At 46.2% G+C, this 16531-nt stretch carries 12 protein-coding genes; 10 read left to right on the top strand and 2 right to left on the bottom strand.

The annotated features are described in order from the left end of the window. Window positions 1–56 precede the first annotated feature (56 nt). Together hcp and H065_RS0106910 are read right to left on the bottom strand one after the other, a co-directional pair. On the bottom strand, window positions 57–1751 hold the full coding sequence (gene hcp, locus H065_RS0106915; protein ID WP_017812300.1) for a hydroxylamine reductase: 1695 nt from the start codon (window positions 1749–1751) through the stop codon (window positions 57–59). A gap of 205 nt (window positions 1752–1956) precedes the next feature. After that, on the bottom strand, window positions 1957–2838 hold the full coding sequence (locus H065_RS0106910) for a LysR family transcriptional regulator (RefSeq protein WP_017812299.1): 882 nt from the start codon (window positions 2836–2838) through the stop codon (window positions 1957–1959). 356 nt (window positions 2839–3194) lie between these two features. Here H065_RS0106910 and H065_RS0106905 point away from each other — a divergent pair, with 356 nt between their 5' ends. The 10 genes from H065_RS0106905 to H065_RS0106860 all read left to right on the top strand — a co-directional run bounded on the left by H065_RS0106905 (window position 3195) and on the right by H065_RS0106860 (window position 16433). Then, window positions 3195–4910: an NAD-dependent malic enzyme gene (locus H065_RS0106905; RefSeq protein ID WP_017812298.1), complete on the top strand. Its 1716-nt coding sequence runs from the start codon at window positions 3195–3197 to the stop codon at window positions 4908–4910. A gap of 158 nt (window positions 4911–5068) precedes the next feature. After that, window positions 5069–6031, top strand: coding sequence for an AEC family transporter (locus H065_RS0106900; RefSeq protein ID WP_017812297.1), 963 nt, complete (start codon window positions 5069–5071; stop codon window positions 6029–6031). Window positions 6032–6226: 195 nt separating this feature from the next. Beyond that, the gene (locus H065_RS0106895) at window positions 6227–7273 is read left to right on the top strand and encodes a bifunctional transcriptional activator/DNA repair enzyme AdaA (RefSeq protein ID WP_017812296.1); all 1047 of its coding nucleotides are present in this window, start codon (window positions 6227–6229) and stop codon (window positions 7271–7273) included. 2 nt (window positions 7274–7275) lie between these two features. Beyond that, on the top strand, window positions 7276–8058 hold the full coding sequence (locus H065_RS0106890) for an isocitrate lyase/PEP mutase family protein (protein WP_017812295.1): 783 nt from the start codon (window positions 7276–7278) through the stop codon (window positions 8056–8058). Between the two features lie 126 nt (window positions 8059–8184). Further along, the gene (locus H065_RS0106885) at window positions 8185–8691 is read left to right on the top strand and encodes a GNAT family N-acetyltransferase (RefSeq protein WP_026136079.1); all 507 of its coding nucleotides are present in this window, start codon (window positions 8185–8187) and stop codon (window positions 8689–8691) included. Between the two features lie 81 nt (window positions 8692–8772). Next, window positions 8773–9216: a MaoC family dehydratase gene (locus H065_RS0106880; RefSeq protein WP_017812293.1), complete on the top strand. Its 444-nt coding sequence runs from the start codon at window positions 8773–8775 to the stop codon at window positions 9214–9216. Between the two features lie 274 nt (window positions 9217–9490). Further along, a complete protein-coding gene (locus tag H065_RS25440) occupies window positions 9491–10582 on the top strand; it encodes a sensor histidine kinase (protein WP_238557912.1) in 1092 nt (363 codons plus the stop codon). A 9-nt stretch (window positions 10583–10591) separates the two neighbouring features. Further along, window positions 10592–11284: a response regulator gene (locus tag H065_RS0106870; protein ID WP_017812291.1), complete on the top strand. Its 693-nt coding sequence runs from the start codon at window positions 10592–10594 to the stop codon at window positions 11282–11284. Window positions 11285–11785: 501 nt separating this feature from the next. Beyond that, a complete protein-coding gene (locus H065_RS0106865; protein ID WP_026136078.1) occupies window positions 11786–13309 on the top strand; it encodes an efflux RND transporter periplasmic adaptor subunit in 1524 nt (507 codons plus the stop codon). Next, window positions 13302–16433, top strand: coding sequence for an efflux RND transporter permease subunit (locus H065_RS0106860; protein WP_017812289.1), 3132 nt, complete (start codon window positions 13302–13304; stop codon window positions 16431–16433). Before H065_RS0106865 ends, H065_RS0106860 begins: the two co-directional genes overlap by 8 nt. The last annotated feature ends 98 nt before the right edge of the window (window positions 16434–16531 follow it).

Below are 16531 nucleotides of genomic sequence, written 5' to 3'. Positions count from 1 at the left end.
CTCCTCTGGATTGTAAACAGGTCTACCTACCATTACCCGCTGACCCCGAGTGAAAATCAAGCGCCCATAAACATCTGCATATCATCTTCAACAGTTGTAATACCGGCAATACCAAAGTTTTCGACCAGCACGTTCACTACATTTGGTGAAAGGAAAGCAGGCAGTGTAGGGCCGAGATGGATATTTTTGACGCCCAGATACAGCAGAGACAGCAGAACGATAACGGCTTTTTGCTCATACCAGGCAATATTGTAGGAGATCGGCAGATCGTTGATATCCTCCAGACCAAATGCTTCTTTGAGCTTCAGGGCAATCACGACGAGTGAATAGGAATCATTACACTGCCCGGCATCCAGTACGCGCGGAATACCACCGATTTCACCAAGGTTCAATTTGTTGTATTTGTATTTGGCACAGCCTGCGGTCAGAATTACTGTATCCTGCGGTAGTTCTTCGGCAAATCGGGTATAGTAGCTACGGGATTTCATTCGTCCATCACAGCCAGCCATAACGAAGAATCGCTTGATTGCACCGGTCTGTACCGCATCGACGACCTGATCGGCTACATTCATAACCGCATTATGAGCGAAGCCGCCAATAATTTCACCTGTCTCGATTTCGGTTGGTGGCTGACATTGGAGAGCCTGCTCGATCAACCGGGAAAAGTCTTTGGGATGTCCATCTGTACCATCGGGAATATGCTGTACACCCGGATAACCCGTATTGCCTGTAGTATAAATGCGGTCTACATAGCTCGCTTTGGGCGGTACGATACAGTTGGTTGTCATCAGAATTGGTCCGTTAAAGGATTCGAATTCACTCGTTTGTTTCCACCAGGCGTTGCCATAGTTGCCGACGAAATGATCATATTTTTGGAATGCAGGATAATAATGCGCAGGCAGCATCTCACTATGGGTATACACGTCAACACCGGTGCCTGCAGTTTGTTTGAGCAACTCTTCCATATCGTGCAGATCATGTCCACTAATCAGAATACCAGGGCGTTGACCGACACCGATATTTACTTTGGTTACCTGTGGATGACCATAAGTTGTTGTATTGGCTTGATCCAGCAGTGCCATCGCATCGACGCCATATTTGCCGGCTTCCATAGCGAGAGCGAGCAGTTCGGGTACGCCTTGCGTATCATCGAGCGTAGCAGCTAGTGCCTGACGCATAAACTGATCGATGCCGTTGTCGACATAACCGAGGTGGTCTGCATGATACGTGTAGGCAGCCATACCTTTGAGTCCATAGGTCAGCAGTTCGCGAAGAGAGCGAATATCTTCATCGGCAGTACGAAGTACCCCGATATGCCGTGCTTTCTCATCCAGCTCTTCAGCGGTATAACCTTTCCATACTGCTGCATCCGGCAGATGCGCAGGCTCTGAAAGAGTCGCTCCGATACAGGTTTGCCAGAATAAATGAACTTCATTGCGTAGAGCCAGTGCTTCATGAATTTTATCGATAAAGAATTCACGGTCAAAGTTGGCATTGGTAATTGTCGTAAATAGACCATCGGTAATCATGAGGGAAATGCGGCGATTCAGTTCATCACTCAGCTGAAGATCTTTGCTAAGATAGGATATGCCTTTGATTGTATAAATAAGCAAATCCTGCAGATTGGCTACATCATGTGGCTTGCCGCAGACGCCTTTGATCGTGCAACCGGTGCCTTTAGAGGCTTCCTGGCATTGAAAGCAGAACATGGATGGTTGGGATTCAAGTGTAGCAGTGGATTGAGTTGTCATTGGGTATTACCTCCTGAGATGAATTTTCTCGCTGCAATTCAAGCTTATGTATTCAGCATAGCCGCTTGTTGGAGGCCACCTTGTGATTACAATCACTTATTCAAAATTAGGTAAGTGAAATTTGGAATATGTGACAGATCGTTTACAACGCATAATAAAACCGCCTATATAACAAGGCGGTTTTGTTATGTTCTGTGCAATCACTTCAATCTACCTTCAGATTATCCTGCACCATCCGGATAAATTCCTTGGCAGCTACACCGAGAAACTTATCTGTCCGATAAATAATTCCGATCTGCCGTGTTGGTGGATAATCACTGATTTTGATCAATCGCAGTGTTGGATCGTTGAGCGAGTTGGACAGGGAGTAGGGCTGCAGACAGGCACCTACATCGGATTTGACGAATCCGTATAGGGAAGATGCGGTTGATGTCTCTACAATAATATTCAGGTTGAATCCTTTTTCCCGGCAATGAGTCTCGATTAGTTCGCGTGCTTTGAATCCCTTCGGATAAGCGATTAGAGGAAGGGCAGATACGGTCTCCAGTGATACCGATTTCTCATTAGCCAGTTCATGCTCCTCGGAGACGACCAGGACGAATTCTTCCGTATACAGCGGAGTAATAATCAGCCTCGGATCAGTAAATTCAATCAATGTAATCCCGATATCGACGACATTATTAATAACCATCTCGGCGACTTCAATTGCAGAAGAGATTTTGAGATGAATATTGGGGAATTGATGATGGAAATCGATCAGAATCGGTGTGATTCGGTAATCCAGTTCGGCAGCCATAACGCCGACAACCAGATTTCCACCATTATATTCGCGCAGTCCATTAATCTCATCGTATGCATCCTGCAGCTTTAATAGAATACTGCGAGCCTGCCGAAGTAGAATGAAACCGGCTTCGGTGATCGTGATTTTTTTGCCGATCCGGTCGAACAGCAGTGTTCCGAGTTCTTCTTCCATCGTACGGATCTGAATACTGAGCGTGGGCTGGGTGATGCCGAGCCTTTCGGCAGCCTTGGTAAAATGAAGCTCCTCACAAACTGCTACAAAGTATTCCAGTTGTCTGATTTCCATATGTAACACTCCTCAAGCCTGGTTTAAATTATAATTTGCTTCCAACATTATCATTGCTTATAACTATGATGATAATTTATAGCATTAATTTGAACAATACAACGAATATATCATTTTTGCCTGCTATATAGCTAATGGAAGCGTTATGCTAAATTATATTTTATTTCAGAAACGTAAGTAAAATTTTGAATATATGAATTAATGATAGTTTTTAGCTATGATAAAATAATTTATCATAGAAAATATTCGCAAAAAGTCTTTACAATATGTCAAAATGATACTATTATTAAACATGTGATCAACGAGCTTACGAAAAGTAATAATAAAAAGAAAAGTAAGAAAGAAGGCATTTAACCATGAACGCTTTTTACCTTGACCGTGATGGATCGATCCGAACTCTTTTGAAAGGAAAAGATATCCTCTCCAATCCTATTCTGAACAAAGGCGTGGCTTTTACCGCTGAAGAGAGAAAAGAACTGGATTTGAACGGGATTCTGCCTCCTATGATTCTGACCATCGAAGAGCAGGTGAGCCGCGTATATGAGCAATTAAACAGCGAGCCCAACAATCTTCGCAAAAATATTATGCTAAACGATCTCTATAACCGTAATGTTGTATTGTACTATCGTCTGCTGAGCGAGCATCTGAGCGAGATGCTGCCTATCGTGTACACACCAACTGTCGGCCAATCCATTCAGGAATATAGCCAGCAGTACCACAAACCGGGCGGCGTATACCTGTCCATTGACAATATGGATGGTATTGAAGAAGCATTCCGTAACAGCGGTGTACAGCCTGGCGATATCGACCTGATCGTAGCAACAGACTCCGAGAGTATCCTCGGAATCGGTGACTGGGGCGTGGGCGGTATCAATATTGCGATCGGTAAACTGGCTGTATACACTGCAGCTGTAGGTATTGATCCAAGCCGCGTACTGCCGGTTGTACTGGACGCCGGTACCAACAACGAGAAATTGCTGAATGATCCACTCTATATCGGTAACCGTCATGAACGGATTCGCGGTGACCGTTATGATGAATTCGTCGATCGTTATGTACAGACAGCACTGAAGCTGTTCCCGGATGTGCTGCTGCACTGGGAAGATCTTGGTAATGTCAATGCGCGTAATATCATTAATAAATACGGTGACAAACTCCTTACTTTTAACGATGATATTCAGGGTACCGGAGCAGTTACACTGGCTGCGATCATGTCCGGCGTACAGGTGAGCGGTACACCACTGTGTGAACATCGTGTACTCGTATTCGGTCCTGGTGCTGCCGGTATCGGTAACGCTGACCAGATTCGGGATGCAATGATGAAAGAAGGCCTGTCCCAGGAAGAAGCGGAAGGACGCTTCTGGGCATACGACTATCGCGGATTGCTGACTGATGCGACCGAAGGCGTACTGGAATTCCAGAAGCCTTATGTCCGCCAAACATCCGAAGTCGAAGGCTGGGCTGTAGAAGCAGACGGCAAGATCAGTCTGCTGGAAGTAGTTAAACAGGTCAAACCAACGATTCTGCTCGGTACTTCCGGTGTAACCGGAGCATTCAGCGAAGAGATTATCAAGGAAATGGCCAAGCATGTAGAGCGTCCAATTATCATGCCAATGTCCAACCCAACTTCGCTGGCCGAAGCGGTTCCGGCGGATCTGCTGGAATGGACTGATGGCAAAGCGCTGATCGCTACAGGCAGTCCGTTTGCACCAGTAGCTTATAAAGGTGTGACTTACGAGATCGGACAATCCAACAACGCATTTGTATTCCCGGGACTGGGACTGGGTGCGATTGTAGCCAAAGCGACTGTATTTACCAAAGGTATGTTCACGGCTGCAGCCGATGCCGTAGCGAATGCTGTTGATTCTTCCGAGCCGGGTGCACCGCTGCTGCCTCGTGTGAATGAGCTGCAAAATGTATCCTTTGCCGTCGCTGTCGCTGTCGCCAATGCGGCTATCCAGGATGGAGTTGCCCGCAATACACCGGAAAATGTGGAACAGGCTGTCAAAGATGCCATGTGGCATCCTGTATACAGAACACTCAAATCGGTTGCTGTTACACAAGCTGTCTAATCCCCAATTGTCTAGAGTAAGCCGGGTTCACCGTCTGTTCGTAGAGATGACGGGGGATGAGGTAGAACCCATGTACCAATCAGGTTGCCTATCCGCTATGGATAGGCAGTCTGCCCTTATGGGGATAAGTTGTAACAATAAGATGGAGGTCCTGTATCATGTCAGTCGGTCATATTTTTGTGATATTAATTCCAATTTTCTTTGTCATTATACTGGGTTTTCTGGGTGGGCATTTCAAAGTATTCAATCCCGCTTCATCCAAAGGCCTGAACACCCTGGTGACCAAGTTTGCGCTGCCGGCGCATCTGTTCATCGGTATTACGACTACAAGCAAGCAGACGCTGATCGATAAATGGCCGTTTTTCATGACCATGTTCCTTGGTATCATCGGTTTTTATGTCATTCTGCTGCTCGTTATGCGTCTTCTTTTCAAAAAAGATCTGAACACATCGTCGATCTTCTCTCTGAATTCTACGCAGCCTTCTTTTGCATTTATGGGCATTCCCGTACTGGGCAGTCTGTTCGGTCCGGCTGAAGTAGCCATCCCGATTGCTATTACCGGGGTGGTAGTCAATGCACTGCTTGATCCAATAGCTACCATTGTTAGTTCGGTCGGCAAAAAGACCCAGGCAGGTCATGACAGCGGTCATCAGGAGAATCTGTTCAAGTTGACCATTCATTCTATTCTGCATGGTCTGAGAGAGCCGCTGGCCTGTGTGCCATTGATCGGTGTAATCCTGACCCTGTTTGGATTCCATTCGCCGCAGCTGCTGCAGGATTCCCTGGATCAGATCGGTGATATTACTTCCGGTGCGGCATTATTTGCGATCGGTGTAACGATTGGTCTGAATCAAATCAAATTCAGTGCCAATGCGATCAGCATTTCGCTGCTCAAAGTTATCGCGCTTCCAGTACTGACTTATCTGATCGCTCTGATGTTCGGTCTGTCAGCTACCGATATTACGATGGCAGTTCTGCTCGTATCCTTCCCGGGATCTGCAGTAGCAGCCATGATTGCGACACGCTTTGAGACACTCGAAGTCGAGACGGCTTCTTCCTTTGTAATCAGTTCAGTATTGTCACTCATTTCGTTGCCTATACTGATTTCTATTCTTTTGTAATATAGCTTTAATTTTAACTAAAATTTGATAAGGTCATCCGCTGCATAACCTGGTTACGGCGGATGGCCTTTTTTATATGGTTTGGTGATATTCACCTGCAGTAACGTACCAAGAATCAATGCCTGAATTTCGGCGATATGGTTGTATAGCATGCTTTATAATATGAGCATGACATTGCAAATAAGGAGCATAGCTATGATATCTACCGAGCATCATCACGAATACTATCAGGCACTGCTGGACAAAAAGACGGAATATGAAGGTCTGTTCTATGTCGGGGTAAAAACGACCGGTGTATTCTGCCGACCGACTTGTCCAGCACGCAAGCCCAAGTTCGAGAATTGTGAATTTTACCGGACTGCACAGGAAGCATTGTTGGCTTCGTATCGTCCCTGTCAGCGCTGTCGACCACTGTCTCATCCCAATCAGGTATCGGATATCATTCGTATGTTGGTCGAAGAGGTCGAGAAGCATCCCGAGAAAAGATGGAGCCAAGCAGACTTTCGTGCATTAGCAGTAGATGAATCAACCGCCCGCAGGCAGTTCAAAAAGCGCTTTGGCATGACCTTTGTGGAATATGCTCGCGCTCGTCGCATGGGACTCGCCCTCAAAAATATTCGCTCCGGGCAGTCGGTTATCGATACCCAGTTATCGGCGGGTTACGAATCCAGCAGTGGCTTTCGTGATGCGTTTGCCCGTATTATGGGTGCTGCTCCAACACTGGTGAATGAAAATCATGTGCTAAAAGCTTCCTGGATCGATACGATGTTGGGACCCATGATTGCTATTGCCAGCGAAGAAGCCTTGTATCTGCTGGAATTTGTAGATCGGCGCGGATTGGAGCGTGAGGTAGAGCGACTGCGGCAAAAGCTGCGCTGTGCTATCGTGCCGGGAATAACCGCTCCGATTCGCCAGATCGAGCAGGAACTGCACGAATATTTTGAAGGGCGACTTACTGTATTTACAACACCGCTGGCATTGCTGGGGTCGCCTTTTCAACAGCAGGTATGGGAGCAATTAATGAAAATCCCACCAGGGGAGACGCGTTCATATGGTCAGATTGCTATAGCGCTGGAACATCCTTCGGCCTTTCGCGCAGTTGCCCGCGCAAATGGTGCCAATCAGCTGGCAATTGTGATTCCTTGTCATCGTGTGATTAATGCCAATGGAGAATTGGGAGGTTACGGCGGAGGTCTTACCCGCAAAGAATGGCTGCTACAATTAGAAAAGAAGGGGGATTGATCATGACTACCTTACAGGAACAGGCTGCACATTTTCATGCTCTACATATCAAAGGTGATCCACTAGTGCTGGTCAATGTATGGGATGCAGGCAGCACAGCTGCTGTACAGGCTGCAGGTGCAAGGGCAATTGCTACTGGCAGTTGGTCTGTTGCAGCTGCTCATGGTATGCAGGACAGCGAGGCAATGCCACTGGATGATGTTGTTGCCAATATTGAACGAATACGGCGGCAGACTGATCTTCCTTTATCTGTTGATATTGAAGGAGGCTACGGTATTCATCCCGAAGAAGTTGGTCATACTGTTCGTAGAATACTCGGCGCAGGCGCGATCGGAATCAATATCGAAGATCAGATCATGGGCAGGAACCAACTGTATCCGATCGAGGAACAGTGTCTCCGCATCGCTGCCGCTCGTGAAGCTGCCGACCGATACGGTATGCCACTTTTTATTAATGCCCGTACGGATATTTTTCTGCAAATGAATGAAGAGATATCCGGAGCTGCTCTGAATCAAGCAGTAACAGCGGTATTAACCAGAGCAGATGCTTATGCCCAAGCTGGAGCAAGTGGTCTATTCGTTCCAGGACTAACCGATGCGGGTGCTATTTCGGCGCTGTGTCATCAATCGGAACTGCCCGTCAATATTATGCTGAGTCGTCCGGTGTCTTCTGTTCAGGAATGGGCAGATCTGGGAGTGTCACGTATCAGCTATGGTCCTTTGCCTTATCAGGAAGTGATGTCTCATTTACAGAGATTAGCAAGGAATCTTCTGGGCAGTGTATGATATTTGATCCCGGCTGTATGATGCCTTATTATAGAAAAAATAATATACAGACAGCAGAACAATCTGGATCGACTTCCTATAATGAATCGCATGAGTGACATAACGATAGGAGAGGGGCAAGTGTTCATGGATAACAAAGTAATCATTAAGTTCTATCAGGATACATACCGTGAACAGATTGCTGAGCTGATCGTCAATATTCAGCGCAACGAGTACCAGATTCCGATTAGTCAGGAGGATCAGCCGGATCTGGCGAATATCCGTGAATTTTACCAACAGGGAAACGGAAACTTCTGGGTAGCATTACACGGAGACAAGGTTGTCGGTACGATTGCACTGCTGGATATTGGCAACGAACAGACAGCCTTGCGAAAAATGTTTGTGGCGTCGGATTATCGCGGCAAGACCTATCAGACAGCCCAACTGCTGCTTCAGGAGGCACTGCAATGGGCGGAAGAACATCAGATCCGGCAGATTTATCTGGGGACGACCGAGCAGTTCAAAGCTGCACATCGTTTCTATGAGAAAAATGAGTTTGTACCGGTTACGATGGACCAGCTGCCTGAAAAGTTTCCGGTGATGCAAGTGGATACCCGATTCTACTGCCGTAATTACCAAGCTGTGATGACATAACAGAATAATACATGGTATATATTAAAGTGGATTTATGGAGATCCCAATGGTTTTATTATTATGTGAATTATGAGGTGTAACATGCAATATCAGGAATTTCATATTGGACAGATCTTTCGAACCAAGTCACTCCAGGTGACTTCCGAGAATATCAAGGAATTTGCTTCAGAGTTTGATCCACAGTATATGCATCTGGACGAAAAGAAAGCCGGAGAGGGTAGATTTGGAGGAATTATTGCTTCTGGTATCCAAACGCTGGCAATTTCATTCAAACTCTGGGTAGAGACCGGCAGCTATGGTGAGGATGTTATTGCTGGTACAGCTATGAACAATATCCGATTTCTCAAGCCTGTTTATCCGGGTGACGAATTGTATACTATAGTAGAAGTAATCGATCTGCAGGAGAAGCGTAACCAGACAGGGATTGTGACGGTTACACTGTCTACCTACAATGACAAGGAAGAAAAGGTATTTGTAGGCGATCTGTCTGTATTGGTTAAGAATGAAAACAGGATACAAGAATAAAGAGTGTGGAATTAAACATTCATCATTTGAAATACGATATACACAAGAGCCGACTTCATGTCGGTTTTTTTTGTATCCCGAAACAGCAGGTTTTGCAAAATAGTAGCGATAGAAAAGGGCATGCCCAAAAGTACAATATCTTCCCACAAATTCTTGATATAATGAAATAGGAATTTGAAAGGGTGAAATTATGCAAAATAGCCACTACCTTTCCGGCATTGCCCAGCATGCCAGAAAACTGATGATATTGTGGATCATTATTGTTACTAGTGCAATGAGTATTATCCAGACCTTAGCGAAAATCAGTGCAATTCATATTGCTTCGCTGAATTTGTTGCTGTTTACTTTTATGATATTAACCTGGTTTTTTGTTCCTATGACCCGTAGACATGCCTGGGTATATTTTACGATTCAGCTGGCGATTTTATGCGCTGCTTCGTACATGGCTATGTATATGTATGGTCTTATTATGGTAGGATTATTTCCTTTGCTGGTAGGGCAGTTTGCTTATATCTATTACAAAAAGCTTCACATTATTCTTTTTATGATTGTTCTTTACACAATTATGACGCTGTTTGCCCTGTATATAGATGCAGTGCCTGGATTGATTCCACCGCTGGTTATGCTTACGCTGATGTGCATGATCGTAATTGGACTCGTTAATCTGATGCTGGAGCAGTATTATGCACGTATGCGTACCCAGAATTTTCTGGAGGATCTGGAAATCGCGCACCGTCAGGTTGAAGAACTGACGGTTGCCAATGAACGCCAGCGGATGGCGCGTGATCTGCATGATACGCTGGCTCAAGGACTGGTAGGTATTATTATGCAGCTGGAAGCGATAAGTGTACATCTATCCAATCAGAACCATGCACGTGCTCAGCAGATTGTACTGTCTTCGATGGAAAATGCACGAAGTACCCTCGCAGAAGCGAGAGAAGCGATTGACAATCTTCGCCTGCAATCAGTAGGTAGTCTCGGTTTTACTGATTCTGTACGTGCAGAGCTTGAGCGATTCACACAAGCTACAGGCATTTCAGTCGCTGACAAAGTGGAAGAAGTTGGCGATCTGCCGCAATTACTCACCGAACATAGCATACACATCATTCGGGAGTGCCTGACCAATATTACCCGCCATGCCCAAGCCAAGCATGTACAGCTCAACATATTGAATATTAACAACAAATTGCTGATTGAGATTACAGATGATGGCAAGGGCTTTGATCCCGAGCAGATTGGTCGGCAGTCAGGACATTATGGATTGATCGGTATTCAGGAAAGGGTACGTATTATGTATGGCAAATTATCGATTACCAACTATTTACCGCATGGTACGCATATTAGAATAGAAGTTCCTCTCGACTAGGAGGTCAGGATGAAATACAACATACTTATAGCCGACGACCATTTTGTCGTTCGGGAAGGGCTTAAGCTAATTTTGGAAACGAGTGAACAGTTTCATGTGATCGGCGAAGCCGAGAATGGCAAAGTGGCTGTAGAGCTGGCAATGGAACTGCAGCCGGATGTGATTTTGATGGATCTGAATATGCCGGTTATGAGTGGGCTGGAAGCTATTGAACAGCTTCATGCACGGGATTGCAGGATACCTGTCGTTATTTTGACAACATATAATGAAGATGATCTGATGGTAAAAGGATTGGCGATGGGAGCCAAGGGTTACCTGCTTAAGGATTCCAAACGAGAGAATCTATTCCGTACCCTGGATTCGGCAATCCGGGGAGAGACGCTGCTGCAGCCGGAAATCATGGAAGCTGTATTCCAGGCCAGAGTGCGTTCCAATACCTCTGCAGCCCACAGGACAGCAGTTTATACATCTGCCTCTAATACTTCCAGTGCAGGTTATATTCCTGTTCTCTCCGAAAAGGAAAAAATTGTACTTCAGGCGATTGCCCACGGTCATCGCAGCAAGGATATTGCATTTGATATGGGTATCTCCGAGCGTACGGTCAAAGCGCATCTCACCAATATTTATAACAAGCTGGGTGTGGATTCGCGTGCTCAGGCTGTCGCAATCGCAATCGAACGCGGACTGGTACATCTGGGATAACATGCACAGCAAGCAGATGGATATTCAGAGAGCTTCGTTCTGTATGCTGATTAGGATACGACCTATATAATTTTCAAACCAATCAGTATCGCCAAAGCATCTTTCCGCAATGGAAAGGTGCTTTTTGTTATGCTCCGTCCAAAGGGCAGAGCTGAATTGCCCAAAAGGGCAAACGGGCAAATGTACCTACGGACGATTTCGAAAAATGTCGATTCTGCTATCCTGAATACAGGAGCATAGAGAACTATATGTAAAGCGTTGTGATAGTGATTTTGTCGGCTTTATCGTGGAGAGAGATCCGTAAAGAACACTGTTCATCAGATATCACTTATTCACTGATTTACTGAAATCAGAAGAGTGATGCGATAATTTGAAAAATCAACGTCTTTGTATTCAACTTAAAAACCTCTATAGCTTGGTAGGTGTATTTCTTCGGATGGTATATCTGAAGAATGAGCACCCTATACACAATAAACAGGTTTAGGGGAGGATATTGTAATTATGAGAAAACATTGGCCTATGACTTTTACAGCGCTTGTACTGGCTGTAAGTCTAACTGCCTGTTCTGCAGATCAACCTGCAGTAGAATCAGCAAGCAATTCAGTAGAGGTAACAGCAGCCAAGGAACAGCCGCTGAATGCGTCCTATGATCTGTCCGGTACGCTGACAGCTTATGATGAGACGCCTGCAGCTTTCCAGACGGGTGGAACTGTAATAGCCGTCAATGGTGACATCGGTGATTCTGTAACCAAGGGCTCTGTACTGGCGAGACTGGATACCGCTGATCTGCAGCTGACGCTGGATACAGCCAACGAGGATGTAGCAGCCGCACAGGCCGCTCTGGCCAGCTCACGTGCTTCACTCAGCGATGCAAGAGCCGGCCAGAAATCTGCAGCAGCCGGTGTGTCTTCTGCCCGCGCCAAAGTAGAAAGTGCCCGGATCAGTCAGCAGGATGTATTGGCAGGTGCCCGCTCCCAGGAGAAAGCACAGGCACAGAATGCAGTAACAACAGCACAAAACGCCTATAACCAGGCCAAAACCGAGGAAGCTCGTTCAAAAACACTGCTGGATAACGGACTGCTGACCCAGCAGGAATATGAGAAAACACAAACGGCACTGGCTGATGCGCAAACTGCACTTCAGGATGCCCAGTCCAAACTGTCCCTTCAACAGGAAGGAGCGACCGAATCCGAACGTGCCCAGGCAGCAGCTACAGTCAAGGAAGCACAGGTCGGTATCGAAAATGCCCAAGCCAGTGTTGCCAAAGCAAATGCTGCTGTAGAACAGGCCCAGGCCAGTGTGCAGCAATCCCAGGCCGGTTATGAGCAGAAGCTCGTTGCCAAAAAGACAGCACAGCTGAATCTGTCTCGTGCTAGCCTCAAAGCACCGGCATCCGGTGTAATTCTGACTAAAAGTATTACGGTTGGACAGACAGTAAGTGCCGGTGGAGGGACCTCTGCGCAGAGTGGCAGCAGCCCGCTGTTTACGATTGGCGAGATTGATCGTCTCAAAGTGCAGCTACCGATTGCCGACAGTGATATTGGTCAATGGAAAGTTGGACAGCAAGTCAGCATTAGTCTGTATGATCAAGTACGTACCGGCAAGGTGACCAAGCTAAATCCGCAAACGAATGAAAGTACCGGTTCCATCAATGTGGAAGTTGTAATCAATAACCCCAAACGGGACTGGAAACCGGGTCAGGTTGTTAAAGCTTCCCGTCAGGTATCTGCCGAGCAGGGAATTCTGCTGCCGACCGAGGCTGTTATCAGCTCTGGTAGTGAGCCGTATGTATTCAAGGCTGTAAATGGCAAAGCAGTCAAAACTCCTGTTGCACTTGGTAAAATCTACAATAACAACTATCAGATTACAAGCGGAATCAAGGTAGGAGACAAAATCGTTACACGTGGAGCAGACCGTCTGTTCAATGGAGATGAGTTGACTGTCAGCCAGGCGGCCAATCCAAAGCCTGGCAGTAAGCCGGCTGATTCCTCCGCTGCCAACAGTGAGGCAAGTGCCAATGATTAAGTACTTCGTCAAAAAGCGCAAAATCACCCTATTGTTCTTCGTTATGCTCATTATTGTGGGAGTTACCCAGCTGACCCAGCTTCCTCGTCAGCTGCAACCGGACGTTGTCGTCAAAACAGCCATGGTTACCACTACCTATGCAGGAGCTACTCCCGAGCTAATGGAGCAGACCGTCACAGAAGTTCTGGAGCAGAAAATCAAGGAAGTCTCCAATCTCAAGAAAATCACGTCCACTTCCAGTAATGGTGTCTCTACTATTACGGTGCAGGCCAACGAAGACGCCGACACGACAGATACCTGGAATGAACTGCGCCGCAAAGTGGAAGACGCTCAATCCCAACTGCCAAAGGATGCAGATACACCTGTGGTCAATGATAATCTGACCCAATCCTTTATCAAATCTTACATTATCTATGGCAAAACCAAGCAGGATATTTACGGGCTAAGTGAATTAATGAATACCTGGCAGGATCAGCTGCGCTCTGTACCGGGAATTACCGAGGTCAATATCAAAGGGATTCCGAATCAGGAAGTTCGCATCAATATTGATCCAGCCAAACTGCAGCAGTACAAAATCTCATGGGAGACGGTACAGCAGGCGATCCAATCGGCGAACAACCGTGTACCTACAGGTAATCTGACTCATGATGATCGAATCTATCAGCTTACGGTAGACAAGTCTGTGGATTATACAACGCTGAATGATATTGTCGTCCAGCAGACCGAAGCAGGTATTCCGGTCTATCTCAAAGACGTTGCCAAAGTGGAGCTGACCCAGGCCAAAGAATCCCAGCTCAGCTATTATAACGGTACACCGGCTATCTCACTGGATATCAGCAGTCAGACTGGTTCAGATGTACCGAATATGGATGCAGGATTAAGCGCCAAGATTAATTCTCTGGAAAAAACACTGCCTGCCAACGTTAAATTGGCACCACTGTTCGCCCAGAATGATCAGGTAACCAAAAATTTTAACTCCTTAATCAAGGAAATGATTATAGCGATTATCGCTGTTATTATTATTTGTACACTGGGCATGAATCTGCTGACAGCCGGGTTTGTAGCGCTGGCGATACCGATCTCGATAGCACTTGGTCTGATTTTCCTGCCGGGTCTGGGGATTACACTCAATCAGATTACAATTGTTGGTCTGATTATCGTACTCGGTATACTCGTAGATGACGCGGTTGTCGTCAATGATAATATTGAACGCCGGCTGTCTCATATGGGTGAGAGTCCGACAGATGCCTCGATCAAAGGAACCAAGGAAGTCGCCGTTTCCATCATTACAGCGACACTTGCGACCATTTCGGCATTTCTGCCGCTGATGTTCCTGCCAGGCGATATGGGAGCATTTATCCTGCCGATTCCGGCTGTCATTTCTCTGTGTATGTTAGCATCCATGATTATGTCCTTGACCATTATTCCTATTTTCCGTCAATGGTATGAAGAACGTCAGATGGAAAGAGGCAAGCGGCGTGTGAACCGTCCTGCAGGCCTGTTGGGCAAGCAGATTCAGGCGGTAACCGACAGTTATGCACATCGCCTGATGCCAAGAGTACTGCAGAAGCCTCTGCTGGTAGCCTTGGTAGGTCTGATTATCAGTACAGCTGTGTATGGACTTGCTGCACTGACACCTGTTGAACTATTCCCGACTTCGGAAGAAAAACAGGTGACCGTTAATATAAGTATGTCTTCCGGTACAGCATTGGAAGAAACAGATCGCGTTGTACAAAGCATTGCTGGCTGGGTAAAAAAACAGCCAAATGTAGAAAATATTGCTTATGCTGCAGGCGGCGGAGCTCCTTTGCTATTTAGTAATCTGGGTGGAAGCGGAGGTGGCGGAAGCAGCAATGGACAAATTCTTGTTGTTGGTGATGAGAATATGGATATTGAGGCCGTAACCAGCCAGTGGTCTGCCACCTTGAAGAAAGACTATCCCGGTATAGAGACTTCAGTCGAAGGGAGTGCTGTTGGTATTCCGGTAGGCAAGCCGGTATCGATACGTATTACCGGCGATAATCTGGATGAGATTCGTCAACTGACCAATCAGATCAAGCAGGTTATTGGAGATACGCCAGGCACTTATGGCATTACCGATACGATGGGCAATGACAACTATGGACTGAATTTCTCCGTGAATAAGCAAGCTATGGATCGTTATGGAGTCACCTATGGCACATTAACCCAGACGCTACTCATGATGGGCAGCGGTATAAGCCTTGGGGACTTTGATAATGGAGAGAATCTGATTGATATAAAACTGTATCTGGATGGTTCCGATAAAGAAAGTCCGGAATCCCTGATCCAGAAAACGAATATTACCAATTCGTCCAAGGAACAAATTCCCTTATCACAGATTGTCAGTATGAAGCCTTCCTTCTCGATCCAACAGATTGATCGTTATGATCTGCAGCGAGTAAACACAGTTGAAGCCGAAGTGAATGGTCGTACAGCGACCGAAGTAATGGCAGAGATCCAGCCTAAACTGGATCAGGTTAAACTTCCGGAAGGATATACGCTCGAAGTTGGCGGCGAGACGTCAGATCAGGCAGATACGTTTGGAGATATGGGACAATTGTTTGTCGTCGCCATCTTTATTATCTTTGTTCTGATTGTTATTCAGTTCTACTCGTTGTCAATTCCATTAATCATTATGACTACCGTATACCTGGCAGCTGCCGGAGCGGTACTTGGATTGTTTATTACCCGTACTCCGATTGGTTTTATGGCGATCATGGGTATCATTGCGCTTGCCGGTATTGTCGTCCGAAACGGTATTGTATTTATCGAATTTATCGAGGATGCCCGGCATGAAGGTATGGAACTGAAAGAAGCCGTCATTCAGGCAGCATCTGCACGTTTCCGTCCTATTATTCTGACTTCATTGACGGCAATCGTAGGTATGATTCCGATCGCTACAATCGGTGAACTGCTGTTCCGTCCACTGGGCGTAGTTATTATTTTCGGTCTTATTTTCTCTACCATTCTGACGCTGTTCGTTGTACCGTCACTCTATATGGTTATTGCACGTGCCAAAGACAAACGGCAGGCGCGTAAAGCGGAACGCAAACAGCAAAGAATGGATAAGCACAACTCTGCACCATCCGATTCCACATTGTAAGCGAAATGATAATAATCAAGATGCAAGAGATGCTTATGAATAGTAAATATGTCAATTGAATAGAAGCGCTTCTCCGCTGACTGAACAGACACATGGAG

This window comes from Paenibacillus shenyangensis (genome assembly GCF_000346635.1).
GTDB classification, from domain to species: Bacteria; Bacillota; Bacilli; order Paenibacillales; family Paenibacillaceae; genus Saccharibacillus; species Saccharibacillus dauci.
This window is presented reverse-complemented; position numbering and strand designations above follow the sequence as displayed.

Excerpts from the sequence above, each read along its gene's own strand:
- H065_RS0106865 (WP_026136078.1), top strand. The coding sequence starts at position 11,786 with ATGAGAAAACATTGGCCTATGACTTTTACAGCGCTTGTACTGGCTGTA.
- hcp (WP_017812300.1), bottom strand. The coding sequence starts at position 1,751 with ATGACAACTCAATCCACTGCTACACTTGAATCCCAACCATCCATGTTC.
- H065_RS0106900 (WP_017812297.1), top strand. The coding sequence starts at position 5,069 with ATGTCAGTCGGTCATATTTTTGTGATATTAATTCCAATTTTCTTTGTC.
- H065_RS0106880 (WP_017812293.1), top strand. The coding sequence starts at position 8,773 with ATGCAATATCAGGAATTTCATATTGGACAGATCTTTCGAACCAAGTCA.
- H065_RS0106870 (WP_017812291.1), top strand. The coding sequence starts at position 10,592 with ATGAAATACAACATACTTATAGCCGACGACCATTTTGTCGTTCGGGAA.
- H065_RS0106895 (WP_017812296.1), top strand. The coding sequence starts at position 6,227 with ATGATATCTACCGAGCATCATCACGAATACTATCAGGCACTGCTGGAC.
- H065_RS0106910 (WP_017812299.1), bottom strand. The coding sequence starts at position 2,838 with ATGGAAATCAGACAACTGGAATACTTTGTAGCAGTTTGTGAGGAGCTT.
- H065_RS0106905 (WP_017812298.1), top strand. The coding sequence starts at position 3,195 with ATGAACGCTTTTTACCTTGACCGTGATGGATCGATCCGAACTCTTTTG.
- H065_RS25440 (WP_238557912.1), top strand. The coding sequence starts at position 9,491 with ATGAGTATTATCCAGACCTTAGCGAAAATCAGTGCAATTCATATTGCT.
- H065_RS0106890 (WP_017812295.1), top strand. The coding sequence starts at position 7,276 with ATGACTACCTTACAGGAACAGGCTGCACATTTTCATGCTCTACATATC.
- H065_RS0106860 (WP_017812289.1), top strand. The coding sequence starts at position 13,302 with ATGATTAAGTACTTCGTCAAAAAGCGCAAAATCACCCTATTGTTCTTC.
- H065_RS0106885 (WP_026136079.1), top strand. The coding sequence starts at position 8,185 with ATGGATAACAAAGTAATCATTAAGTTCTATCAGGATACATACCGTGAA.